20 protein-coding genes and 4 tRNA genes are annotated in these 25,052 nt (G+C 40.4%); 8 read left to right on the top strand and 16 right to left on the bottom strand.

Annotated features, from left to right (window positions below; genetic code table 11):
* Positions 1-9: 9 nt before the first annotated feature.
* A complete protein-coding gene (locus QQK06_RS17370; RefSeq protein WP_284246060.1) occupies positions 10-768 on the top strand; it encodes a DUF3108 domain-containing protein in 759 nt (252 codons plus the stop codon).
* Here QQK06_RS17370 and QQK06_RS17365 read toward each other — a convergent pair.
* The 4 genes from QQK06_RS17365 to QQK06_RS17350 all read right to left on the bottom strand — a co-directional run bounded on the left by QQK06_RS17365 (position 761) and on the right by QQK06_RS17350 (position 5,106).
* Positions 761-1,561 carry a class II glutamine amidotransferase gene (locus QQK06_RS17365; RefSeq protein ID WP_284246059.1) on the bottom strand — a complete coding sequence of 267 codons (801 nt, stop codon included), beginning with the start codon at positions 1,559-1,561 and terminating at the stop codon, positions 761-763. The two genes, QQK06_RS17370 and QQK06_RS17365, sit on opposite strands and share 8 nt — an antisense overlap.
* 65 nt (positions 1,562-1,626) lie before the next feature.
* Positions 1,627-2,196 carry a DUF924 family protein gene (locus tag QQK06_RS17360; protein WP_284246058.1) on the bottom strand — a complete coding sequence of 190 codons (570 nt, stop codon included), beginning with the start codon at positions 2,194-2,196 and terminating at the stop codon, positions 1,627-1,629.
* Positions 2,197-2,723: 527 nt separating this feature from the next.
* The gene (locus tag QQK06_RS17355) at positions 2,724-3,050 is read right to left on the bottom strand and encodes a hypothetical protein (protein WP_284246057.1); all 327 of its coding nucleotides are present in this window, start codon (positions 3,048-3,050) and stop codon (positions 2,724-2,726) included.
* 31 nt (positions 3,051-3,081) lie between these two features.
* Positions 3,082-5,106: an ankyrin repeat domain-containing protein gene (locus QQK06_RS17350; RefSeq protein ID WP_284246056.1), complete on the bottom strand. Its 2,025-nt coding sequence runs from the start codon at positions 5,104-5,106 to the stop codon at positions 3,082-3,084.
* A 325-nt stretch (positions 5,107-5,431) separates the two neighbouring features.
* On the opposite strand from QQK06_RS17350, the gene ahpC reads away from it, so the two are divergent.
* Together ahpC and ahpF are read left to right on the top strand one after the other, a co-directional pair.
* On the top strand, positions 5,432-6,001 hold the full coding sequence (ahpC, locus tag QQK06_RS17345; protein WP_284246055.1) for an alkyl hydroperoxide reductase subunit C: 570 nt from the start codon (positions 5,432-5,434) through the stop codon (positions 5,999-6,001).
* 105 nt (positions 6,002-6,106) lie between these two features.
* Positions 6,107-7,705 carry an alkyl hydroperoxide reductase subunit F gene (ahpF, locus tag QQK06_RS17340; protein WP_284246054.1) on the top strand — a complete coding sequence of 533 codons (1,599 nt, stop codon included), beginning with the start codon at positions 6,107-6,109 and terminating at the stop codon, positions 7,703-7,705.
* A gap of 61 nt (positions 7,706-7,766) precedes the next feature.
* Here the strand turns inward: ahpF and oxyR are convergent, their stop codons facing one another.
* Positions 7,767-8,666 carry a DNA-binding transcriptional regulator OxyR gene (gene oxyR, locus QQK06_RS17335; protein WP_284246053.1) on the bottom strand — a complete coding sequence of 300 codons (900 nt, stop codon included), beginning with the start codon at positions 8,664-8,666 and terminating at the stop codon, positions 7,767-7,769.
* A gap of 181 nt (positions 8,667-8,847) precedes the next feature.
* Between oxyR and fadE the strand changes: the two genes are divergently transcribed.
* The 4 genes from fadE (at position 8,848) to QQK06_RS17315 (ending at position 14,600) form a co-directional block, all read left to right on the top strand.
* On the top strand, positions 8,848-11,289 hold the full coding sequence (gene fadE / locus QQK06_RS17330; RefSeq protein WP_284246052.1) for an acyl-CoA dehydrogenase FadE: 2,442 nt from the start codon (positions 8,848-8,850) through the stop codon (positions 11,287-11,289).
* A gap of 181 nt (positions 11,290-11,470) precedes the next feature.
* The gene (yihG, locus tag QQK06_RS17325; protein WP_284246051.1) at positions 11,471-12,364 is read left to right on the top strand and encodes a 1-acylglycerol-3-phosphate O-acyltransferase, YihG family; all 894 of its coding nucleotides are present in this window, start codon (positions 11,471-11,473) and stop codon (positions 12,362-12,364) included.
* An 83-nt stretch (positions 12,365-12,447) separates the two neighbouring features.
* On the top strand, positions 12,448-13,116 hold the full coding sequence (locus QQK06_RS17320) for a TetR/AcrR family transcriptional regulator (protein WP_284246050.1): 669 nt from the start codon (positions 12,448-12,450) through the stop codon (positions 13,114-13,116).
* 110 nt (positions 13,117-13,226) lie between these two features.
* On the top strand, positions 13,227-14,600 hold the full coding sequence (locus tag QQK06_RS17315) for an aldehyde dehydrogenase family protein (protein ID WP_284246049.1): 1,374 nt from the start codon (positions 13,227-13,229) through the stop codon (positions 14,598-14,600).
* Positions 14,601-14,690: 90 nt separating this feature from the next.
* Here QQK06_RS17315 and QQK06_RS17310 read toward each other — a convergent pair whose 3' ends face one another.
* From QQK06_RS17310 to QQK06_RS17300, 3 genes are all read right to left on the bottom strand, one after another.
* On the bottom strand, positions 14,691-16,511 hold the full coding sequence (locus tag QQK06_RS17310) for an acyl-CoA dehydrogenase C-terminal domain-containing protein (RefSeq protein ID WP_284246048.1): 1,821 nt from the start codon (positions 16,509-16,511) through the stop codon (positions 14,691-14,693).
* A gap of 121 nt (positions 16,512-16,632) precedes the next feature.
* Complete coding sequence (locus tag QQK06_RS17305; protein ID WP_284246047.1) at positions 16,633-18,363, bottom strand: thiamine pyrophosphate-binding protein; 1,731 nt, start codon at positions 18,361-18,363, stop codon at positions 16,633-16,635.
* Positions 18,364-18,395: 32 nt separating this feature from the next.
* The gene (locus tag QQK06_RS17300) at positions 18,396-20,015 is read right to left on the bottom strand and encodes an FAD-dependent oxidoreductase (RefSeq protein WP_284246046.1); all 1,620 of its coding nucleotides are present in this window, start codon (positions 20,013-20,015) and stop codon (positions 18,396-18,398) included.
* A gap of 104 nt (positions 20,016-20,119) precedes the next feature.
* Between QQK06_RS17300 and QQK06_RS17295 the strand changes: the two genes are divergently transcribed.
* The gene (locus tag QQK06_RS17295) at positions 20,120-21,079 is read left to right on the top strand and encodes a response regulator transcription factor (RefSeq protein ID WP_284246045.1); all 960 of its coding nucleotides are present in this window, start codon (positions 20,120-20,122) and stop codon (positions 21,077-21,079) included.
* A 99-nt stretch (positions 21,080-21,178) separates the two neighbouring features.
* On the opposite strand, the gene QQK06_RS17290 is transcribed toward QQK06_RS17295, so the two are convergent.
* The 8 genes from QQK06_RS17290 to QQK06_RS17255 all read right to left on the bottom strand — a co-directional run bounded on the left by QQK06_RS17290 (position 21,179) and on the right by QQK06_RS17255 (position 25,038).
* Positions 21,179-21,255, bottom strand: a tRNA-Asp gene (locus tag QQK06_RS17290).
* A gap of 45 nt (positions 21,256-21,300) precedes the next feature.
* Positions 21,301-21,377: transfer RNA gene (locus QQK06_RS17285), tRNA-Asp, on the bottom strand.
* 40 nt (positions 21,378-21,417) lie between these two features.
* A tRNA-Asp gene (locus tag QQK06_RS17280) sits at positions 21,418-21,494 on the bottom strand.
* Between the two features lie 27 nt (positions 21,495-21,521).
* A tRNA-Asp gene (locus QQK06_RS17275) sits at positions 21,522-21,598 on the bottom strand.
* A gap of 153 nt (positions 21,599-21,751) precedes the next feature.
* The gene (locus QQK06_RS17270; protein ID WP_284246044.1) at positions 21,752-23,071 is read right to left on the bottom strand and encodes a TIGR03503 family protein; all 1,320 of its coding nucleotides are present in this window, start codon (positions 23,069-23,071) and stop codon (positions 21,752-21,754) included.
* Positions 23,059-23,814: a DNA polymerase III subunit epsilon gene (gene dnaQ, locus QQK06_RS17265; protein ID WP_284246043.1), complete on the bottom strand. Its 756-nt coding sequence runs from the start codon at positions 23,812-23,814 to the stop codon at positions 23,059-23,061. Before dnaQ ends, QQK06_RS17270 begins: the two co-directional genes overlap by 13 nt.
* 13 nt (positions 23,815-23,827) lie before the next feature.
* Positions 23,828-24,316, bottom strand: a complete 489-nt coding sequence (locus QQK06_RS17260; RefSeq protein WP_284246042.1) for a DUF2919 family protein — start codon at positions 24,314-24,316, stop codon at positions 23,828-23,830.
* 5 nt (positions 24,317-24,321) lie between these two features.
* Positions 24,322-25,038 carry a DUF599 domain-containing protein gene (locus QQK06_RS17255; protein ID WP_284246041.1) on the bottom strand — a complete coding sequence of 239 codons (717 nt, stop codon included), beginning with the start codon at positions 25,036-25,038 and terminating at the stop codon, positions 24,322-24,324.
* Between the last annotated feature and the right edge of the window lie 14 nt (positions 25,039-25,052).

The following is a 25,052-nucleotide window of genomic DNA, read 5'->3' as shown; positions in this document are numbered from 1 at the left end:
GGATACTTTATGATCAGAGCACTGTGTTTTTGCTGTCTGGCAACACTTTCGAGCGTCAGCGGGGCAGAAACAGTACCAACAAATCAAAACATTGAGGTTAAGCCATTCACCGCAGAATACAGTATTCTTCATAAAGGCTCATCTGTCGGTAAAGGGATCAGAGCACTGACCCAACTCGCGAATGGGCAAATTCAATACAGCTACCAAACAGAAATAGAATGGTTAATATTTTCTGATAGCCGCAAAGAAACTTCTGTTGTAACGATCGAAAATGGTCATGTCACCCCTGTACATTATCAGTTTAATCGAGAAGGTACAGGTAGAGACAAGTATTATGAATGGCAATACGATATCGCAAATAATAAAGCTACTGATATTAAAAAGAAGCAAACAATCGATGTAGAATTTCCATTTAATATCCAAGATAAACTCAGTTATCACTTACAAAATCGCTTAAATCTAATAGCAAATCCCGAGCAAAAGCTATTTGTGTATCCGGTGATCAGCAGCTCAGGTAAAATTAAAAATCACGTTTACCAATATGAAGGTGAAGAAGAGATCATGTTACCCTATGGCTTAGTCAAAGCGATCAAACTTAAACGTGAAGTGATTGAAAAAAAACGTATTACCTATGCTTGGTTTGCACCAGAATTAAACTATTTATTGGTTAAGCTTTATCAAGCCAAAGGGGGGGTTGAGCAATTTGAGGCGCAACTGACTTCTGTTAGCATAAACAACGATAAACAAGCTAACCCAATAGCTAACTAGGGCTTTTTGTCCTTGTTTGACCACTGGCAATCACCTCCCCTAAACTAAAGAGCTGCCATTGACCTGGCAGCATCTTTTGCCAGGTTTCATCGTCAGTTAACGGCTGGGTAGCAATAACAGTGACCACATCTTTATCTGTGGTTTCTTTATGAAAATCGACCATCATTTCTGCATCAATTAAGCTCGCTTCACCAAATGGCGCTCTGCGGGTGATCCAGTGTAGATTGTTTGAACAAAACGCGAACAGACAATCACCATTCGATAAAATTAAATTAAACACCCCTAAACGATTGATCTGTTCACTAAGCTGAGCAATAAATGTAAACAGCTCGTCATTGCTTGGCTGCTGCTGAGCAAATTTTAAATGTAACTGATCTAGCAACCAACAAAATGCGTGTTCGCTATCTGTGGTACCAATAGGAATATGATATTTTATCGAAAGTTGCTGATGAACGTCTTTTAATTGGCCGTTATGAGCATAAGTCCAGTTTTTCCCCCACATCTGGCGGATAAACGGATGAGTATTTTCTAAACACACGGCACCTGAATTAGCCTGGCGAATATGACAGATCACCGCTTCACTTTTTATTGGGTATTCAGTCACTAAGGTCGCTATCGGCGACTCGGCACTTGGCAAAGGATCTTTAAAACTACGGCAGCCCTTGCCTTCATAAAAAGTAATGCCCCAGCCATCTTTATGCGGTCCGGTATTGCCACCGCGCTGCATTAAACCGGTAAAACTAAAACAAATATCGGTTGGCACATTGGCCGACATTGCCAGGAGTTCACACATAGTACAATCTTTTAATAATGTTTCTTAATAGCTGATTATACACAGTTTTAATTAAGGACTATAGCTTAAAAGCCAGCCCCCGGTTGTGCTAAATATTCCAACTCTTGCGGCGTTGAATATCGCCCAAGAATTTCATTTCGATGAGGATAACGGCCAAACTGTTCAATGATCGCCTTGTGCTTTAATTCAAATTCAAGATTATTCGGCGCGCCGAGCTCAGTGAAAAGTTTTACCGCTTGGTTGTGTATCACTAATGACTCACTATGCATAAACGGCATATACAAAAAACTGGTCTGCTCTACGGTTAATGCTTTATCAAAGCCCTTGGCGATAGCCACTTGTGCTAACGCTAATGATAAAGGATCATATAAAAACGCTTGTGGCTCATCACGAAAAATATTTCGGGAAAACTGGTCGAGGATAATAACTTCTGCAAGGCTACCTAACGCATTGTCACGCCAGCCAGATAATTCACAAGCAACGGCTTTGCCGTGGAGCTCAGCAAACTTGTCACGAAGAAGTTGATCAAAGCTGGTATCTTTAGCAAACCATTTGGCTTTATCTATTTCTTCAAACCAAAATGTAATTACGTCTTGATAGCTTTCCTGATCACTTAGCATGCCCTGCTTCACCATAATCATCCTCCTGAGTTTGAATTAACCTTAGCACCTTTTGCCAAGGTCGCATGATCTGGCGTTACTAGGTTATCAATATCCACCAACTGCCAAGGTTGACCTTACTAACGATAATTTCGTTTATTTAATCTTGGATAATCGCCAACATCAAACGCCAGGCGCTGACCAACAACAATACATTCAAGCACACTATCACTATTATTGATCAGTAAATGTGCTTCGTCCCCGGCCTTAACCGAATAACTTTGCTCACCTATTTGCGCCTCCCCTTGACCTTCAAGAATATAAAGACATCATCTTCAGGATAATGTTTATGAAATTAGGTGGATTGATGCCCTGGCTAAATTTCTATTAGATGAAAGCCAAAGCCGGTTAAGCCGGTAAGATCGCCCTAAGATTTATTTACCCGCTTGGCGTTATCATTGAGAAAATGTGTCTTGTCAATCCCTTGATATTGTTCTATTTCTTCTTTGGTAATTAAATACTTGTCCATATTTTTCCTATGGTGCCAAATAACATCCAGTCAATTAATGTGATTTAAACGAAGCTGCGCAATAAGGGCAAGCGATAACCGTTTTTTTGCTTTGAGTATAAGTATACGCTAACTCTTCGTTACAACTTTCACATTTAATACTTGGCTTAAAATAACGTGCTAGCATCCAGCTAATAATAAAATAACCCGCTAGCACATATGGAAAAAGGTTTTCTTTAGTGATAAAAACCAAAAGTTCATAAAATGGGCTTATTCTCAACATACCACCAAAACCAATTAAGATCGGGCTTAATGCTATAATAGAGACAAAAATTGCGTATTTCTTACTCTTATTTCTAAACGCTTTTACTTGCTCTTCCATTTTGTTTCCTTGCACTAAAATACAGCCAAGCCTACTCGCTTACTGAATTAATCAACTGTGGTACCCTAGTTGCTATCAACTGATATGTATCAGGAGATGAATTTTTATATTCCTCAACTCGTTCACGATGACTTTTCACTATTTTCATTCCCCTTTTAACTAAAACCTCAATAACACCGATAAATTTCTGCCGATACCTTAACATAGATAACGCGTGATCTAAGGCATCCATGCCCCGAGGAATAACATTAATATCAACATGATTATCAAGTAGAAAAATCAGCATCTCTTGCGCATTATTAATCGTACTGTGATAGATGGCATTGTAACCATTGCTATCGACAAGATGGATATCTAAACCATAAGGAATAAGTCGTTCAGCTAATTCAGGGTTATTAAGCCGAGCGAGCATAAAAACGTAACCTTCAGGCAATACCGCACCAGCTTCTAATAACGAACGAATAATTGACCAGTCTTGATTGGAAGATATTGCCAACATTAATTGAAGATCCAATTTTTCACTTTCCTTGGTATCTTCCATGTTATCAATAATTTCTTGCGTGACTTCCCAATTATTATTTCCGGCCGAAGCTATTGCTTCATTTATAGTTTCATTTTGCTGTTGGGATAACTCTTGTTTCGATTCATCTTCTACCATCTCGATTTTCTTCTGCATTTCAGCAAGCATTAATTGCTGCATAGCAAGCTTAGCTACTAAATCATCCCTTTCACTTAACTGTTCAATAATTTCATTAGTTGTCAAACTATCTCTATCAAAACTAGCAACTAACTCCCTTGCTTTCTTATCTGGAGACACTCTTATAGCTGATTTACTAATAGCGGTACGATGCTTTTTCTTAAATATTGTTTTTATCAATTTGCGACCTGCTTTAAGAAAACACTTATTTTCTATGCTGTCGGTACCTTCATCTTTTAAACGGCCACTCAGTACAATTTGATATAATTCAATTATTTTTGAATGAACAAATTCCTTTTGTACATCAGAAATACTTTTCTCATTCAATTGCGTAAATATAGTCTGATAATTGGCAATTAACGGCTCTGGCAGCCAACTACGTAATTTTCCTACCGTTCCTAAATTATTAGGCCTAATATTATGATTCATCAAAATAATAAACATTTCAGTATATTTTGCTTTTTCTTGTTCATTTTCAGGAACAGGTAATAAATCCAGTGCACTTTTACTAAATAAATCTGGTGTGGCGGGGCTATCTAAAGACAACCAGTATTCCAGTAATTCAGGTGCTAATGCTTTAGTTGCTACGACACTAAGTGAACTATAAAACCCTAAATCAAAATAAGTACGTGTCACGTCCAGGCCGCTAGCATTGTATAACAGAGCGACAAAGTTTACTGGTAATGCTAATTCTGTAGCGGTCATTAAATCGACAAAGGTTGGTTTAACCCCACTTGATATTAAACGTAGAACAATATCTTGCCCCTGAAGTTCAGCATTTTTCTTTAAAATAAAACTAATCGGTGACAACACACCTCGAAAAGTAAAGGAATAATCTGTGGGCGATAATTTGTTTTGCTGATAAGCCGCTAATAATTCATCCCATTGTTCTGACTCAACAAGCGATTGAAATAATTTATTTTCACTCTCTGACATCATGCCTGCATCTTTCGCAGCCACGTCAGGTAAACCGTTTGAGCTTTTCCTGTTTCTATTAAGAACTCTCCCTCTAAAAAATCCAATACCTGAAAGCTCAGAGATATGATCGATCACCATTCTTTCAATATTGTTCTTTTCAAATTGCAGATACATTTCTTTTATCAACACTTTTTTTTCATTTGCCCATAAAGAAACGTCTTCAACCGGGGTTACATAGTGCTCACAAAAACTTGGAAGAGTATTACGAATGTAATGACTTTTTTCCAACTCCTGGCTAATATCGGTAGCTCTTAATTGGGGAGCAACTTGAACGTCTTGAGTTTTAACTATTTGATTATTATTCTGATTAGAGTTATTACTATAAAAAGCAACCGAAAAAAGAAGTATCAATAAAATTGTAATAGGGAGTATTTTTTTCACTGTTAAAAATCATCCATTGATTTACTAGCTAAGAAATCCCCTAGAAGTAACTACTTAGCCATATACGATATTTAAACAAAACATTATCACAAAATGTTAATACATTGTAAACAAACCACTTCATTTGACTGTAATGATAATTATCAAGTGCAACACCGCTGTTTAGTACTGCACAAATAACATCTCTTAAATTTAATAGCTAAAATCTATCGAACTAATAATTATAAACGATTTAATCAATGACAAAATTATTCATATCATAGTTACCAGTTAAACAGTAGATAACAAAAGTTATCAAGAATATAAAAACCAACTGGAGAATGACATGAATCAATCTATTATCAATACGAAAATTTTACCTTTTAAAACAACCGCATTTCATAACGGCGATTTTATCGAAGTAACAGAAGCAGACACCGCTGGCAAGTGGTCGGTATTTTTCTTCTACCCTGCTGACTTTACTTTTGTTTGTCCGACTGAATTAGGCGACCTGGCAGATCACTACGCGAAATTACAAGAAATGGGTGTGGAAGTGTACTCGGTATCAACCGATACCCACTTTACCCACAAAGCATGGCATGACAGCTCAGATACCATTAACAAGATCAATTACCCAATGATCGGCGACCCAACCGGCACTATCACCCGTAACTTTGGCGTGATGATTGAGCAAGACGGGTTAGCGCTTCGCGGCACTTTTGTTGTTAACCCTGAAGGTGAAATCAAGGTAGCTGAAATTCACGACTTAGGCATTGGCCGCTCTGCCAGCGAGTTAGTACGAAAAATTCAGGCCGCGCAATATGTTGCCTCACACGACGGTGAAGTATGTCCAGCGGCATGGCAGCCAGGCGAAGCAACATTAGCACCTTCACTGGACTTGGTTGGCAAAATCTAACATTTGCCATTAATCATCGACTTCACGCTCTAATATACAGCGTGTGAAGTCGGCACTTTTTCCTGTTTCAATCAAGTTAGTCCTAATTATTTAAGGAAGTTCACTATGTTAGATACAACATTAAAACAACAGTTATCAAGCTACTTACAACAACTACAATCTGCCGTTGAGCTTTCACTTTTTTTAGACAGCAGCCCTAAATCAATCGAACTTAAAAACCTGGCGCAAGATATTGCTGCATTATCGCCTTTGATCACGATTAATGAAAATCCAGAAGGCAATGATTCACAAGAACGCACACCTTCAATGCTGGTGCGCTCAGTCAACACTAACAGTAAAATACGCTTTGCCGGTATTCCTATGGGCCACGAATTTACCTCACTCGTGCTCGCGTTATTACATAGTGGCGGTCATCCGCAAAAACTTGAAACAGAAGTGATTAAGCAAATTCGTGAATTGCCTGGCAATTTTCGTTTTGAAAGCTATGTCTCATTAAGCTGTCAAAACTGCCCGGATGTTATTCAGGCGCTGAACATGATGGCGGCACTCAACCCCAATATCACCAATGTGATGATCGATGGCGCCTTGTTTAGTGAAGAAGTGCATAGTCGCGATATTCTTGCCGTGCCGTCGGTGTATCTAAATGGTGAATTATTTGCTCAGGGCCGTATTAGCCTAACCGAAATATTAAATAAACTGGATACCAATGCCGAAGCCCGACAGGCAGATAAAATTAATGCCAAGGAGGCATTTGACTTTCTGGTAGTCGGCGGTGGCCCGGCTGGTGCATCAGCCGCTATTTATGGTGCCCGTAAAGGTATTAAAACAGGGCTAGTTGCTGATCGTTTTGGCGGTCAGGTACAGGATACCATGGCGATCGAAAACTTTATTTCAGTTAAGGCCACCGAAGGGCCTAAGCTGGTTGCCAGTTTAGAAGAACATGTTAAAGACTATGATGTTGATGTGATGAACGGCCAGCGAGTGAAAAAAATTATCGAAGCACAAAGTGCCGGTGATTTGATTACTATCGAGTTGGAAAGTGGTGCCAGCTTGCAAAGCCGCTCAGTATTGCTAGCCACCGGTGCCCGCTGGCGGGAAATCAATGTTCCTGGTGAACAGGAATACCGTGGTAAAGGTGTTGCCTATTGCCCGCACTGTGATGGCCCGTTATTTAAAGGTAAATCTGTTGCCGTCATTGGTGGTGGTAACTCTGGCATAGAAGCGGCCATTGATTTAGCCGGTATCGTTGAGCATGTGACTGTCTTAGAGTTTGACTCTTCATTGCGTGCTGATGCTGTGTTACAAGAAAAAGCAAAAACGATGGCCAATATTGAAATCATCACCAATGCACAAACCACTGAAATATTAGGCAATGGCAAACGAGTAACGGCTATCAAGTATACCTGCCGTAAAACGAATACCGAACACCAATTAACTCTTGCCGGGGTATTTGTGCAAATTGGTTTAGTGCCCAATTCACAGTTTTTACACGGAGATCTCGAACTAACATCTCACGGGGAAATTATCACCCAAAGTAACGGTCAAACTAGTATGTCAGGGGTCTTTGCCGCCGGCGATGTTACCGATTCACCTTATAAGCAAATAATAATTGCTATGGGTAGCGGCGCAACATCAGCACTAGGAGCATTTGATCACTTAATTCGCACTGCACAACCTATGGCTAACACCGAACAAGCAGCATAAAGTGTAATCTTCTTGCTGTGATTAAAATGCCAGTTCACCTATCTCAGAGATCTGGCATTTTTCAAATTTTAAACGACGCCATTGAATTTTTTACACAAGTAACAACTTTACGAATACAGGCCATCCGAGAGTAACCCGGCCGGATCAATAACGAAATTTGACGATTCGGCTCAGGTTGCTGAAAACGAGTGTAATAAACATCTTCATGCCCAGTGCGGTTTAATGTTGCAAGCTCAGGCAATAAAGTTACCCCCATATTACTTGCCACCATATAACGTAAGGTTTCTAAACTGGTTGCCCGAAAACTTTGATCTTCATTGGCACCGGCACTAAAGCAATAGCCCATTGCCTGATCGCGCAAGCAATGACCATCTTCTAAGGTCAAAATATTATGATCAGCTAAATCCTTTAGCGTTATACTCTCTCGTTTGGCAAATGCGTGCCCTTTCGGTGAGGCCATAACAAACGCTTCGTTAAATAGGTCATAACGCTCAAATTTATCCATGCTATCTAGCCAGGGTAAAATCAAAGCATCCAATTTCCCTTCAGCAAGTTGTGTCAGTAAATGCTGAGTTTTATCTTCATAAAGATAAAAATTAATACTCGGTAGTTCATTGTTTAAATCCGTCATAATATGCGGCAATAAATACGGCGCTAATGTCGGGATCATGCCTAAGTGTAAATCTCCTGATAACGGGTCAAGTAACGCTTTGGCCGAGGTTTGGAAATCTTCTGCTGCCTGCAATACTCTACGAGCTTGCTCTATCAACTGCTCTCCCATTGGCGTTAACATCACCTTGCGAGTTTGTCGTTCTACCAATGTTAAACCAAGTTGTTCCTCCAACTTAATGATTTGCCCGCTTAATGTCGGTTGACTAACAAAACACGCCTGAGCCGCTTTACCAAAATGTCGGTATTTGGCTATGGCATCTAAATACTCTAAATCACGCAACTTAACCATAGAAACAACCTATTAATATAAGATATTTAATTAACTTATCTGATAATATCAGTTAGCTTTTTACCATTGCAAATAGCAGGTATTGTAAAATTTCAGTTATAGTTAAACTAATAATTGAAAATTCGTTTAAATCGCTTTAAGCTAAAACCAAAGTGGTCAGACCTCTGTATAAGGAATATTTGTGGAATTATTAACTTGGTGGCTTTGTGCTATCGCCTTGATTGGCTTTATGACGTATCAGCGATCTTCGCTGTCAACATTTACCCTTTCATTCACGGTACTTATGATATTAGGTACTTTTTTTGATGCCGTATCTTTCTTCGGCTGGCTAATATTCGCCATACTGGCATTGCCTGTTAATCTGCTGGAGTTTCGTAAAAAATATATTAGTCAACCTTTGCTGTCTGCATTTCAAAAAATCATGCCAGAAATGTCTAAAACTGAAAAAGAAGCGCTTGATGCAGGTACAACCTGGTTTGAAGCAGACTTGTTTCGCGGCGATCCTGACTGGCAAAAACTACACAATTACCCGCAGCCACGACTAAGTGCAGAAGAAAAAGCCTTTTTAGATGGTCCAGTCGAAGAGGTTTGTCGTATGGTGGATGACTGGCATACCACGCATGACCGAGCAGATATGTCGCCAGAAGTGTGGCAATATCTAAAAGATAACAAGTTTTTTGCGATGATCATTAAGAAGCAATATGGCGGTCTAGAATTTAGTGCCTTTGCCCAATCACGCGTCCTACAAAAGTTATCCGGCGTCAGCACAGTGCTCGCCAGTACAGTGGGTGTGCCTAATTCATTAGGCCCAGGCGAATTATTGCAACATTATGGTACCAAAGAGCAACAAGATCATTATCTGCCACGGTTAGCCAAAGGTGAAGAAATCCCCTGCTTTGCCCTAACTAGCCCAGAAGCGGGCTCAGATGCCGGTGCTATTCCTGATTTTGGTGTCGTTTGTCAAGGCACTTTTAATGGTGAAGAAGTACTGGGGATGAAACTAACCTGGAACAAACGCTATATAACCTTAGCACCAATTGCGACTGTATTAGGTCTGGCATTTAAACTGACTGACCCTGATGGCCTGTTAGGTGAAATCCCTGATTTAGGCATCACCTGTGCCTTGATCCCAACCGATACCGAAGGTGTTATCACCGGCCGCCGACATTTCCCGTTAAACGTACCATTTCAAAATGGCCCAACCCAAGGCAATGAAGTCTTTGTTCCATTAGATTATATTATTGGCGGCCCCAAAATGGCGGGGCAAGGCTGGCGTATGTTGGTTGAATGCCTATCGGTTGGACGCGCAATCACCCTACCATCTAATAGTGCCGGTGGTATCAAATCTATTGCATTGGCAACGGGCGCATACAGTCGTATTCGTCGCCAGTTCAAATTACCTATTGGTAAAATGGAAGGCATTGAAGAAGCACTAGCACGTATTGGCGGTAATGCTTATTTAATGGACTCTGTCACTACTTTGTCAACAGGGGCGATTGATCTGGGTGAAAAACCTTCTGTTGTTTCAGCAATTTCAAAATACCATTTAACAGAGAAAATGCGCCAATGCGTCACTGATGCCATGGATATTCATGGTGGTAAAGGCATCTGCATGGGACCGAATAATTATCTCGCCCGTGGATATCAGGGAGCCCCCGTTGCAATCACGGTAGAAGGTGCAAACATTTTAACCCGTAGCATGATCATTTACGGTCAGGGCGCGATTCGTTGTCATCCGTATGTGTTAGCAGAACTTGAAGCGGCAAACACGCCAGATGTTATCAAAGCGCTAAATGATTTTGATCATGCGTTATTTGGCCATATTGGCTTTACCATCAGCAATATCGTTCGCAGTAAATGGATGTCATGGACGGGAGCTCGTTTTGTTGGTGCACCATTTAATGATCAGACTAAGCGCTATTACCAGTTACTTACTCGTTTTAGTGCTAACCTAGCAATGCTGTCAGATATCGCAATGCTAACCCTAGGTGGCGATTTAAAACGAAAAGAACGTATTTCTGCACGTTTAGGCGATATCCTTAGTCATTTATATTTAGCCAGTGCAACATTAAAACGCTACAACGATGAAGGCCGCCAAGAGAGCGATTTACCTTTAGTTAGCTGGGCGGTTGAAGACTCTTTATATCAAATACAGCAAGCAATAGATGAATTATTAGGTAATTTCCCTAATAAAGCAGTTGCGTTGATATTACGGGCGGTAATTTTCCCATTAGGTACTTGGTTAACAAGACCTTCCGATGTTACTGACCACCAGGTTGCCCGTTTATTACAAACTCCGAATGAAGCAAGAACACGTTTAGGTAAAGGTCAGTATCTCACCGATGATGGCAAAAACTTGCTGGGCCAACTAGAAACTACCTTAGCAAACATCCTTTTATGTGAACCTTTATTTGATAAGGTTTGTCAGGCGATTGGAGAAAAACTTCCATTTTATCAATTAGATAAAGTCGCAGAAAAAGGACTGGCAGCCAAGGTACTGACTGAGGAAGAAGCACAGTTACTCAAAACCACCGAACAACTTCGACTGGTAGCGATTAATGTTGATGACTTTGATCATAGTGAGCTGATCTCGGCAAAATTTGCTCAAACACAATCTAGCTAAACTCAGACTATTCAGATGTAAAAAAGCAAGCATAATCGCTTGCTTTTTTTATAGCTAGAATAGATATCATCAGTAATATCAACAACTCAGCGTACAGTTGTAACAAATAAAGCATTACCAAATAACAATGAAAACAAGTAAAATATTCTAATGAATTTTTTTAAGATCTCGCTATTCATCTATGTTGTCTGTGTTACCTGCTTTTATTTTAATGCCGATCTCTTTTACGTTATTTTGCCTTAATCTGGTATTTTGTGGCTCATTAATCTTTATCGGTGGCTTACTAAAATACTTGCTACCTTTTTCATTATTTCACCAATTATTATATCGCCCTATGCATGCTATTTATCGGTTATGGGCACTAAATAACTACCTGATCATGAGCTTGTTTAACAACATCAAGTGGACGATTAAAGGAGATGAGAATTTAAATAAGGAATCATGGTATTTATTGATTGCTAATCATCAAAGCTGGCTCGACATTTTTGTGTTATCTCATTTTACCCGAACACGCACACCCGAGCCCAAATACTTTTTAAAAGAATCCTTAAAAAAAGTACCTTTTATCGGTATGGGCTGCTGGGCGCTCGATATGCCATTTATGAAACGTTACAGTAAATCATTTTTAAAGAAAAACCCTCATTTGATCGGCACAGATTTAGAAACAACGAAAAAAAGTTGTGAAAAATATAGAAACAAGCCGACGACTATTATCAATTTTGTTGAAGGCACCCGCTTTACTGAGCAAAAGCATCAAGCGCAAAATAGTTCGTTCGAGCACCTATTAATACCCAAAGCTGGTGGTATCGCTTTTACCTTAGCTACGATGGGTGAACAATTTGATAAAATTCTTAATATCACCTTAGTCTATCCGCAAAACCCCGGGCATATCATGAAAGACATGCTTAAAGGACGATTAAAGGAGGTGATCATAGATATCGAACAAATCGACGATCTGAGCGAACTTAGAGGAAATTACATAGAAGATATAAATTACAAGCGTGATTTTCATCGTTGGCTAACCACCACATGGCAACGAAATGATACAAAAATAGCTCAGTATAATGCGAAATAAATAGTGCCAAAGCGCAGACATCATTGAAAACTCCCGATAGTTACGTTAATTTAGCGTTAACTAATAGTTAACTTATTTTAAAAATGACAGTCGTTGCCTCTCCTCGCCCTGTTCGACGCCGAACTAAAGGTGAACAAACTCGAAACCAAATCTTACACGCCGCCATTGAAGTATTAGCAACCCAAGGGATCAAAGCAACAACCCACAGGGCCATAGCTAATCACGCACAGCTGCAGCTATCGTTAACCACCTACTACTTTAAGGATATTCAAGAGCTGATTCATCAAGCATTTATTCTTAATTGTGCTCAAATCACGACCAGAGCTAACACCGCTTGGTTACCAGCATTTGAGATGCTAGCAAAATATAAAAAAGCACAACTAAAAAAACTAGCGATACGTGCTGAACTTGCTGAATTATTAACAACCATGGCAACACAATACCTGATTGATAATATTCAAAATAATGCCGTTGAATTAGCAGTAAAACGTTTATTATTCACCGAAATTCAAAGTAGCCCCCAATTAAGGGAGCTTGCTAACTCGCACCGAGACGCACTATTAGCCCCCTGTATACAGCTTTGCCATTACTTTAATCAGGAGACGGCTGATATTGATGCCGATATCATGCTGACCCTATTTAGCCAGATAGAATATCGAAATATTGTTATTCCACAGCAAGATGTCGATAATAGCGCCATCTATGCCATGGTAAAACGTCTGATCTATTGGCTTTTGCAAGTCAAACAATAGCGCTTCAGTTTCTAAATCAAAGTGTTAATAGCTAAAAACTTGTTTTGTACAAAAGTTCGAATTAAGGTAGATTAAGTCATCCGACCAATGAATAATAATAAGGACGCTTTGTGAACTTTGAACAACAGGTGAACGGGCATAGATGCTATTTCAATAGCCAGGTACCCCATGATCTCAAATGGCGTAAGCAACAGTTACTGCAAATTAAAAAACTGGTTGAAGAAAATGAACAAGCTTGCCTAGATGCTCTTGAACAAGATTTAGGAAAACCAGCAGTTGAAGCTTGGATCACCGAAGTCTCTTACATATCAGGCGACGTTGATCACGTCGTCAAGCGCATAGATAAATGGGCAAAAAAGCGTAAAGTACGTACGCCTATTGTCGCTCAACCAGGACGTTCTTATATCCAACCTGAACCGCAAGGAACCGTATTAATTATAGGTGCCTGGAATTATCCTCTGCAACTAGTGTTAGCACCATTAGTCGCCGTTATCTCTGCCGGTAACTGTGCGATCTTAAAGCCATCAGAACTAGCACCAGCGACCTCTGCATTGTTAGCGAAACTTGTTCCACAATATTTAGATACCAGTGCATTTTCGGTCGTTGAAGGTGGAGTTGAAGAAACCACTAAACTGCTAGCACAACCATTCGATCATATTATGTATACTGGTAATGGTCAGGTTGGACGTATCGTTATGACAGCCGCAGCAAAACACTTAACACCAGTCACATTAGAATTAGGTGGAAAAAGCCCGGTATATATAGATCAAAGTGCTGATCTGGAGATTACTGCCCAACGCCTCGCCTGGGGTAAATGGATGAATGCCGGCCAAACCTGTATTGCACCGGATTACATTCTTACGGATAAAAGCTTGATCCCACCACTTGTCACTGCCCTGAAAAAACAAATCAAACAAATGTTTGGTGAAGATATAAAAGCTAGCCCTTCTTATGGCAGAATCGTCAATCAACGTCATACAAAGCGGATTGCCTCTTACTTAAGTAGTGGTGAAATTGCCTTTGGTGGCACCACAGATATTGACGCTAAATATATCGAACCTACATTGATAATCGATCCTGCTTTGGATAGCCCATTAATGACAGATGAAATTTTTGGTCCCATTCTACCTATCATTAGTATTGAAAGTTTCGCGCAGGCCAAACAATTTATTAAAGAACGAGATAAACCGCTGTCTTCATATATATTTACCAAAGATAAAGCGCAAACTGATAATTGGATAAGTGAAATTAGCTCAGGAAATCAATGTGTCAATGATGTCATTATGTTCAATGCCGTGCCTGATTTACCATTCGGCGGCGTTGGCCCCAGTGGCATAGGACAATACAGTGGTAAAGCAGGTTTTGATAACTTCAGTCATTTAAAGTCTGTATTAACTCGACCTTTTCTCAAAGACTTACCAGTACGTTTTGCACCTTATACGCAGTTGAAATTTAAGTTGTTACGTTTGATCCGCCACTTATAAACGGTCGAAGCTTAGTTCTGATTTTAGAAATAAAAAAAGCTGCAAGTTGCAGCTTTTTTATTAACTTAATTTTTTAGCTCTATTTAAGAGTTAAAGAAAAGATAACAATTCTTCATCTAATTGCATCAGTGATTTAGGATCTGCCATCATAGTCGCAGCATGAGATTTAGTTCTTGGCAAGATACGTTCAAAATAAAACTCTGCAGTCTTAATTTTAGCTCGATAAAAATCTCTATTCTCAACGCCTGAGGCTAGTTTTTCATATGCCGCCTGCGCCATTTTCGCCCAGAAATAAGCCATAGTGATATAACCTGAATACATCAAATAATCCACCGAGGCAGAACCAACAAAGTCTCTGTCCTTTTTCGCTTTCAGCGCTAAACGTAAGGTATATTGTTGCCAGTTGGCTGCCGCTTTACTTAATGGCCAGATAAATTTATTCATTTGGCGTTTATGTGGATTACCGGAAATCATACTCTTGTCTTTACAGAAACCTAAAATTTCCATAGTAAAGCTTTTCAACGACTTACCCCGGCTTAATAAAATTTTACGGCCAAGTAAATCTAACGCCTGAATACCGGTAGTCCCCTCATACAAGGTAGCAATCCGGGTATCACGAACAATTTGCTCCATGCCCCACTCTTTTATGAAACCGTGACCACCGAACACCTGAACCCCGAGGTTCGCACTTTCTAAGCCTACTTCGGTTAAAAACGCTTTTAAAATGGGTGTGATAAAGCCTAAACGATAATCCGCACGCTTACGCTCCTTTTCATCCTTAGAATTTTCAATCACATCCACCAATTGAGATGCATAGTAAATCATCGCTCGCCCACCTTCACTAAAGGCTTTTTGCGTTAACAACATCTTTCTAACATCAGGATGAACAATAATAGGATCAGCAACTTTTTCTGGCTGTTGTGCACCTTTTAAAGAGCGCATAGATAAACGCTCTTTCGCATATATCAGTGCATTTTGATAAGAAAGTTCTGACGCACAGACTCCTTGCAACGCGGTACCAACACGTGCGGTATTCATAAAGGTAAACATGCATTCTAGGCCTTTATTTTCTGGACCTATTAATACCCCTTTAGCTTTATCAAAGTTAAGCACCGCAGTCACCGATGCCTTGATCCCCATCTTATCTTCAATGGAACCACAGCTAACATTATTCTCACCAAGAATATTGCCCTGACTGTCAACATCCATCTTAGGCACGATAAATAAAGAAATACCTTTAGTCCCCTCTGGGGCATTCGGTAAACGGGCAAGTACAATATGAACGATGTTATCCGTCATATCGTGCTCACCTGCCGAAATGAATATCTTGGTACCTGTTATTGAATAACTGCCATCATCATTAGGTACCGCTTTGGTTTTCACCTGTCCTAAATCCGTTCCACATTGCGGCTCGGTTAAACACATAGTGCCGGTCCAAGTGCCTTCAATAAGCTTAGTGAGATATAATTGCTTTTGCTCTTCGCTGCCATGAACATCTAATGTGTTCATCGCACCATGGCTAAGACCTGGGTACATTGCCCAAGACCAGTTAGCTGTGCCCATCATTTCAGATTTGATCATACCAAGTGAAGAAGGTAACCCTTGACCACCGTATTCCAAATCATGGGACAATGCTGCCCAGCCCCCTTGCACATATTGCTGATAAGCTTCTTTAAAGCCTTTGGGTGTGGTGACCTGGCCGTTATCAAATTGACAACCTTCTTTATCGCCACTTTGATTTAATGGTAATAGTTCGTTTTCACTAAACTTGGCGCACTCCTGTATGATTGCATCAACAAGATCTGGAGTTGCCTCTTCAAACTCAGGATATTTTTCATAGTGCTTGTAATAATCCAAAACATCTTCAAATAAAAATTTAATATCGGCAATTGGCGCTTTGTATGTCAGCATAGCTACACTCCATAATGGTACGACCTGTTATAATAGCCCTAATACTATGAGAGTTTATCGGCAAAATCAACTGGTCTAACCACTTTATTTTATTACTAGATGCTCAATATTGTTTCATTCGTTACACTCGGCGCCATAATGCCCTAGAGATCATCCGCACTTTAGTTGGCAATTTCATCCGTTTTAAGTTAGTCGCAATAATCCCCTGAGTAAATCGCGTTTTCTTCGAGTAATCGATATTAACATCTACCACCACGGGATGTTGCTCAGTACTTAATTCAATCGCCTGAGCCAGTTTTTCTGCCACTTGGTCATTATTATCTATCCTCAAATAATGACAACCACTGGCTTGCGCTATCCCTTGAAACTTAATATCAGGCAGCACAGTGCAAGTTTTTTTATTATAAGGAGTCGATTGTGCCTGAGAGATTTGCGCCAGCTCACCATCATTAAAGATAATAAAAATTCCGCCAACAGATAAATGAGCCGCGGTAAAAAGCTCAGTTTGACTCATTAAAAATGCGCCATCCCCGATGATCCCAACCACCTGATGCGCTGGATTGGCAAGCTTAGCACCGATGACAGCAGGGATCGCATAGCCCATACAATTAAAATCTGTTGGACTGAAAAAATGCTTCGCTTGATAGCACGGCATTAATTCAGCAGTTAAAAATGTATGATTACCATCATCGGCAATCACAAAAGCATCATCCGCCAGTTGCGCCCTTAATTGCTGAAAAAAATGTGCTGGATTAACCCGCTCTCCGCTGTGATGCGCTAACCAGCTATCAAGGTAAGCCTGTTTATCATCAGCAATACTTTGCCTGATAGCATCACCACGTTTTGCTTTAATGGTCTGTTCAGTTAATGACGTTGCTAACTGAGCCAAAGCAAATGTTGCATCTGCTTCAATGGTAACTTTAGCCGGATAATTAGCATTAAACACCTGGGGATTAATATCAATATGGATCAAGTTTTCCGGCACAGTGACACCAAAACTTCCCGTCGCAATCTCTGCAAAACGAGTCCCGACAGCGAGCAAACAATCACATGCTTTAAACGCATTAGTGGCAGCGGGCACCGCAGCTGGTCCAAACCCCATTCCGGTATGCAGCGGATGTTTAGCACTGAAAGCACTTAAGCCTTGTAAGGTAGTTGCCACCGGCGCATCGAGCAACTCAGCAATCGCCGCAGTACTTTCCGTCGCCTGAACCGCTCCCCAACCAACAAAAATAGCTGGATTTGTTGCCTGAGCTAATAACTGTGCCGCCTCAGTAATCGCCTGTTTTGCCATATGAGTTAACGAAACTGGTTCAGGTCTATAAATGGGTAAGTCGTCCACTTCCCCTTTATCCAGTTGTAAATTAACCGGAATTTCAACAAAAACGGGACCTGGCTCACCTTCATTTGCCACTCGATAAGCTTCAAAAATGGTACTAACCACGTCCTGATGCGACGTTACTTTAAAGGTTTTCTTAGTGATAGGTTCAAGCATCTTATGCTGATCCATATCATGTAACTGGTATTGAAACTGTGAATCTGTTCTTACCCCGCCACTGATCACTAGCATAGGAATACCATCTAAAAATGCTTCGCCTATGCCACTGGCCGCATGTGTTGCCCCTGCAGCCGGCACAATTACTAACGTGCCAATATTATCACTGCTGCGACTAACTGCATCAGCCATAAAGGCGCCATAGCCTTCATGCGTTACTAGCACCGGATTAATTAACGGTGACTTTTCCAGCTCATCATAAATTTCAGTGTTATGAACTCCAGGGATACCAAAGGTAAACTTAATCTCAAGTTGTTCAAGTGCATAGCGCACTAACCAGGCTGCTGTTTTCTTCATATTATGACTCTCACACTGTTACCTTATTTTTATTATCTCGCTGAAGTTATCGCCTTTGCAGCATTACGCGCAGTCAATATACAGCCAGCTAAAAATGTGCCTTCTAATGATTTCTCTCCATTAGCACCACCACCACCAAATCCAGCGGCTTCCCCAATACAGTAAAGTCCCTGCATCACATTACCTGCTTGATCTAGTACTTGACTGTTTAAATTAGTTTGAATTCCGCCAAGACTTTTACGGGCGATAAGTTGTACGCGAATGGCGATCAATGGATTCTTTTGTGGATTTTTGCCAATCGGTGCTGGAGTACAAGTTCTTAATCTATCAGGGCGCCATTGCCTGGCATGACGAATACGGCGTACCTGATCATCATTCTCTATGCTAGCGCCATTAGCAAACTGTTGATCATACCCCTTAATAACTTTAGTTAACTCATCACTATTAACAAAATTATCACCCGTTAACTGATTCATTTGCTGAACTAACCCGTCAATCGAATCCGCACAGATCACATCTTCACTTTCTTCTAATAATTGCCGCACCAAACGCTTATTGCCAAATAAAATTTCAGCTATAAACTGCCATAGCTTTTTATCTCGAATTGATGGGTTATGTGCTGAGCCTGAAACTGCCAGTTCCTTTTTGGCTATCTGCCAGTTTAGAATTTGCCAGGTCCATGGCTTTTGCTGCTTGGCAACTTGCTGACATAACTCATGAGTATCAAAACCTGTCACTAACGGCGTAGGACCAATACGTTGCCCTCGGTGATTTAACCATAACGCGGATTTACAAGGGATCAAACTGAGTCCATGATGTTCAAATTCCGCCTGTGGATGACGTATACCTGCGGCATAATTCCACATTTTGTCAACATGAGTCAGTTTAGCTCCCTGAGCTGCTAACTGCTGATGGAGTTTGCCATCTGAAATAGGATTCGCGCCATTAAGCATATTAGCATTGGGATTATTAAACCCTGAAAGCCAGTTTTTCTTTGCATTTTCCAGCGCACCATTAACCCCGCCACAAGCAATAACAACATTAGCAGCGTTAACGACAAGCTTCTGGTTGGTTTGCTCATTGATTATCGACAAACAATGAAACTCTTGCCCTTGTGCAAATGCCGTCGCCTTATGCTGAGACAAGATAGTCAATTGCCGATTGGCCAGATAAGGTGTTAACTGTTCAATAACTGTTTCCACTAACTGCCAGCCAGTCCCCCAAACCACATGATAACGAGGCAAGGAATTACCCGGTGTATAAAGACCACGCTCGACCCAGTTAACCGCAGGTAAAAACTTGAGCCCCAATTTATCTAACCAAAGATAAACTTTATCAAAACAATGTTCTGCATATTCCTTTGCCCAGGCCTTAGGCCAATAATCATGTTCAGAAAAATTAGCAAAACTGTACCAGTCCGCTAACAATTTATCGCTAGAATCGGGAATTTTCATCCGCCGTTGCTGCTTAGTGCCGCAAAGTGCCATACCGCCAAAAGCCCAGCGCGCTAGGCCTCCAAGCCGTTCAGCTTTATCACGGTCAACAATAATCACCTGTTCGCCTTGTGCTAATAACTCCAAAGCACAAACTAAACCGGCAATTCCTCCGCCGGCAATAGCTGTATCACAATGCAAATTTTCTACTTGTTTCATTAACGCACCTGCTGATAGCATCAACTCTACTTTAGTTTGCTCCAGTATGGTTTGCTTGAATATAGTAAAAATTACCTAACGTAACTTACATGGTTAACATGACAATGAAACATTTATCTGCTGAGCATTTTATCAGCCAGCTTTATAAAGAAGCCCCGAATATTGCACTCGATCAATTTTCCAGCTGGGCACTCGAGCAGTTACGCCAGGTGATCCATTTTGATGGTGCAATTTGGGGAACCGGTCATATATCAACCAAAACTTTCCACACCCAATATTCACTTGATGTTTCCGGCGAGATATTTGAGCAATTATTAAAATATCTCGATATAAATCCCATTTTCAGTGAATTAACTGAAAACCAGGGACAAGCAGTGAATATGAGTGATGTAATAGAGGATAGTGATTTTTATCAATCAGAACTCTATCTCAAATGTTTTAACCCTTATGGTATTGAACGTATCCTTAGCTCGATTCATTCAGATGAACGTAGTGGTATTTTTACCTTGCTAACCTTATATCGCTTTAACCGTGAAGATTGTTTTAGTGAACAAGAACAACAATTACAGAACAGGCTGCTTTATCATTTACTCAGCAGTGCTTCCCATCGCTTGTTCATGGAATTAACTGACTATAACCCGCAACGACAACTAGAAAATCGCAGCGCCTTATGTGATGCTAAAGGGATATATCATAGTGTGACGCAAAAATTTCTCGATATCATTGAGCAGTACTTTCCAGCGCCAAAACTACAAAAATTTCCATTCGACTTTTTATCTCATTCAACCAGCTTTAGTTACAATAATTTGCTATTTGAAGTGCTGCCTTATGGTGAATTATACAAGATATCGGTACGGGTAAAAAATCAATTAGATCAGCTTACTAACAGAGAAAAACAAGTAGTAGATAAGATATGTCAGGGAGGAACATTTAAACAAGTCGCTAGGCAACTTGAACTGTCACCATCAACCGTTTCAAATCACCTCTACCGCATTTATTTAAAACTCGGTATTAATACCCGCAGTGAATTGATCACTCTAGTCAACACCAGTCAAAATAAATAACCACGGCTTGAGATAAAAGATAAATATCAGAATTAATACAATGAGATGATTAAACAGAATACTAAGAATTTTAAACTAAGAAGAGATGAAGGAAAAATGTGGCGGAGTGGACGGGACTCGAACCCGCGACCCCCGGCGTGACAGGCCGGTATTCTAACCAACTGAACTACCACTCCGCGATATTTTTCTTAAGCGCATTTCCAATAAGTCATTTGAAATAGTGGCGGAGTGGACGGGACTCGAACCCGCGACCCCCGGCGTGACAGGCCGGTATTCTAACCAACTGAACTACCACTCCGCAGTATTTCAAACTTCAACTTGTCTAAGGTTATATCTAGTGGCGGAGTGGACGGGACTCGAACCCGCGACCCCCGGCGTGACAGGCCGGTATTCTAACCAACTGAACTACCACTCCGCAGAAGATATAATGCAATAATTAATTTGGCGGAGTGGACGGGACTCGAACCCGCGACCCCCGGCGTGACAGGCCGGTATTCTAACCAACTGAACTACCACTCCGCGCCTTAATTACTGCGTTCAACAACAAGTCGTTGAATGCGGCGGGAATAATACGGTTAACAATCGAATGCGTCAACCACTTTTTTACGATCAATTAACTATATGGACAATTGATGAGCAATAAGTCGAAAAACATAGCAAATCAGGTAAAAATTATCCTTTATTAGCGAGCTTCTTTTTACGCAAATAGAAAAATACACCAATACCTAACAAGATAATAATACCATTTGCGACGCCAATAATGATCCAGGTTCGTTGTTCTCTAGCCTTGACTTGAGCTTCTTGTTCAGCTTTTGCCTGTGCTATTTGCATTTCAAATTGCGCTTTTTCTTCAGCAATCTTTTCTGCCATTTCTCGTGCAGCTGCCTCAGCAGAGCTTTCCGAGGATTCACCATCTAAGGTTGGCACTAATGGCCCATCAGGGCGTTCAACGTTAAAACTAAAGTCAGGTACGACTAAACGAAACTCCCGACCGTTTATCGTTGTCCCAAAGGCATTTAAACTAACGCGGTGTAAACCGGGTTCAGAATAATCAATCATTTTAATTCGCTGTTTCCCGGAACCATCCATAATAGCAAAGGGTTCACTTTGTCGATCCGGGAAAATAACTTTGCCCTGAAAAATTAAACTATTAACATCGACATAAGTGTCATCAATATTAAGGGTTAAAGTATGGCCTTGTTCAGGGCTTAAAGAAGTTTCAATTGAAAGAGTTATTGGATTCGGCCTGACAATGACGGGCTTTTGTCTTAATTCCCGCGTTGCCATGGGCATTTTTACCCTATAAATAGGTAGCCACTCACCAGCAGAAAAGTCCAGTGTAAATTCACCGGTAAAAAGACTGTCTCTGGCATACTCATCTAATTCGTAGCCATCATCACGAAACGTACCAAGCTCAATAGGTTCAGCACCAAAATTATCATACGCTGAGTTATTAGTACTATAAAATGCAATTTCGAGCTCAATGACATCATTAAATAGCGGATCATCAATAACCTTATCGCTATTATAAATTTGCGCTTCAACCTTAAGCGTTTCTCCCGATAACAAGATCTCAGCCAAAGGTTCAACTTCCAGCCTCACATCAGTCACTAACATGATCTTACTATTAGGCAAAATATCGCCAATCGCCTGCCAAGGACCAGGCATAGGCTTCTTGATTTGGATCATGTCAAAGGTTTGATCGTCATACCACTGCACTTTATCTTGGGGGATCGTATTAATTTTATACTTGCTGCCATCAGGGCGGACTAAAATAATCGGTGGTGTGCCGCGTCTACGATAAAATAACAACGTCACTTCTTCTAATTGCGCATCAATATGAAAGCGATTATCAAAATATGGGATTTGGTTAGTAATATCATCCTGTTCGTAATATTTAATTTCGGGCGTTTCACTAAAGGTAAATCCCTTAGTAGTAAATGATAATAAATATACAACAATCAAAGATACTATCAGGCTCAATTTGGCCATATAGGCTCGCTCCCTTTTTCTGCAACTATAGCTAGTCTTTCTTTATGTGCTAGCTCTTCATCGGCAGTTGCATGGATAATCTTTAATTTTTGCCGTGACGAAGATAGCCTTCTGATGGCATTCACATCTTCACCGTCTTTAGTACCATCTCCCACCATTAAATTTAACGCGGCTTGTTTACGTGTCATTTCCACGTAAACAAAGGCTAATAACTGGGCATCGATCAAAGCCCCGTGATAGGTGCGGTCAATTAATTTATCTACTTTATAAAAACGCGCTAAATAGTCCAACGTTTTTGGCGAGCCAAACTCGTCTTTCGATACCTTTAACGTATCCGTAACCGTACAGATATCTTCAGTTTTTGGTAGCCCCATATTGGCAAGCATAAACTCATGGTCCATAAAGCCAACGTCAAACTTCGCGTTATGGATAACTAACTCTGCACCTTTAATAAAATCGATAAATTCTTGTGCTATCTCTTCAAATTTAGGTTTATCACGCAAAAAATCGTCGGTTAAGCCGTGGACATCAATAACTTCCTGCTCCATCACCATTTGCATGCCATTTTGCATCGGTTTGATGTAAACGTGATAGTTACGACCAGTTAACTGGCGGTTGATCATTTCCACGCAACCAATTTCAACAATACGATGCCCTTCTCTCGGGTTAATCCCTGTGGTTTCCGTATCGAGAATGATCAAACGCTGTTCTTTATTATTTTTGCTATTTTTTGTATCTAACATAAAACCCTATTACTTACTTTTCAGGAAGCTGTTGTGGAAACTCTTCAATATTTAATTTTACCCGTTTACTGTAAAATAAAAACAAGCAAAACAATAACCCGATGATGGCATTAACGACTACCCACCAAAGGGCCACTTGTGATAAATAAATAAAGCCTAGTAAATTAACGACAAAATCAAATGCTAACGCGGCGAGTAAAATAACACGTAATTTTTGCCAACTTCGGCGCACCCAAGTACGGGCGTCCGGCCGCCGTAAACTTAAAACAGCGACTACATACAAGCCTACAGCACCAGATATCAGGCTCAAATAAAACAATGTTGGATCAGGATAAACCCACTGAATAATGCTGACCCTATCCTTCATATTGGTTACTGACATTAGCCAGACAAAATACCCGCGTAAGACAAAGATCAATAATAAATAAATACCTTTTGATATTTTTACGCAATCAAAATTATCAAAATCAGCCGGGGTGTAATTGGCATATCTATGACTCATAACAATTAACTACGTGCTTTACGCTCTGTCGCCAGCAGTTCCTGACCAAAGGTTATCGCCCTAACCGCTTTCGATTTAAACTCTCGAATAAACAAGGTATAAACGACAAACAAACTCGCCAGGATAAATAATAACGGATGAAAGAACCAACAAATCGCAGCCATAGAAAAATAATAAGAGCGTAGACCATAGTTATATGAATGAGCTGCCTGATCTTGTACCACCGCCATTTGTTTAGCGTAATTTTTTAAATTGTCATTTTTATCCACTTCCCCTAATGGCGCTGCACCTATCATAACATTTAAAAAACCATACTGACGCATTGACCAAGTAAACTGAAAAAATGCTAAAACAAAAATAGATGCCAGCACGCCCAACTTAAGTTGAATAAGCGCGTGATTAGGCGTTTCAGCATAAGGAATAGATGCAATCACCGCTTCCAGTTTTTCTACCTGAGCAAATAAAGTTAGCACACCTGCCAGTACCAGTAAGGTAGAAGAAGCGAAAAACGCAATATTTCGTTCTAAATTAGCCAATAAAGCCGCTTCACCTACTTTTATTTCACGACTCATCACTTCAAACATCCAATGAATACGATGTTGATGCAAGCAACGGGCAATACAGTTAGTAGTTTTCGCTTTACGACGAGCAAATGCGGTATACCCCATCCAAGAAATAAGAAAACAGGCTAACGCGATAATATCTAACAAGGAAAATGACATAATCCACTGTAACA

Origin of the sequence: Thalassotalea insulae (assembly GCF_030161395.1) — a bacterium.
Taxonomy (GTDB): Bacteria; Pseudomonadota; Gammaproteobacteria; order Enterobacterales; family Alteromonadaceae; genus Thalassotalea_E; species Thalassotalea_E insulae.
Note: the sequence above shows the minus strand (reverse complement) of the source record. Positions and strands in the feature narration are given on the sequence as shown.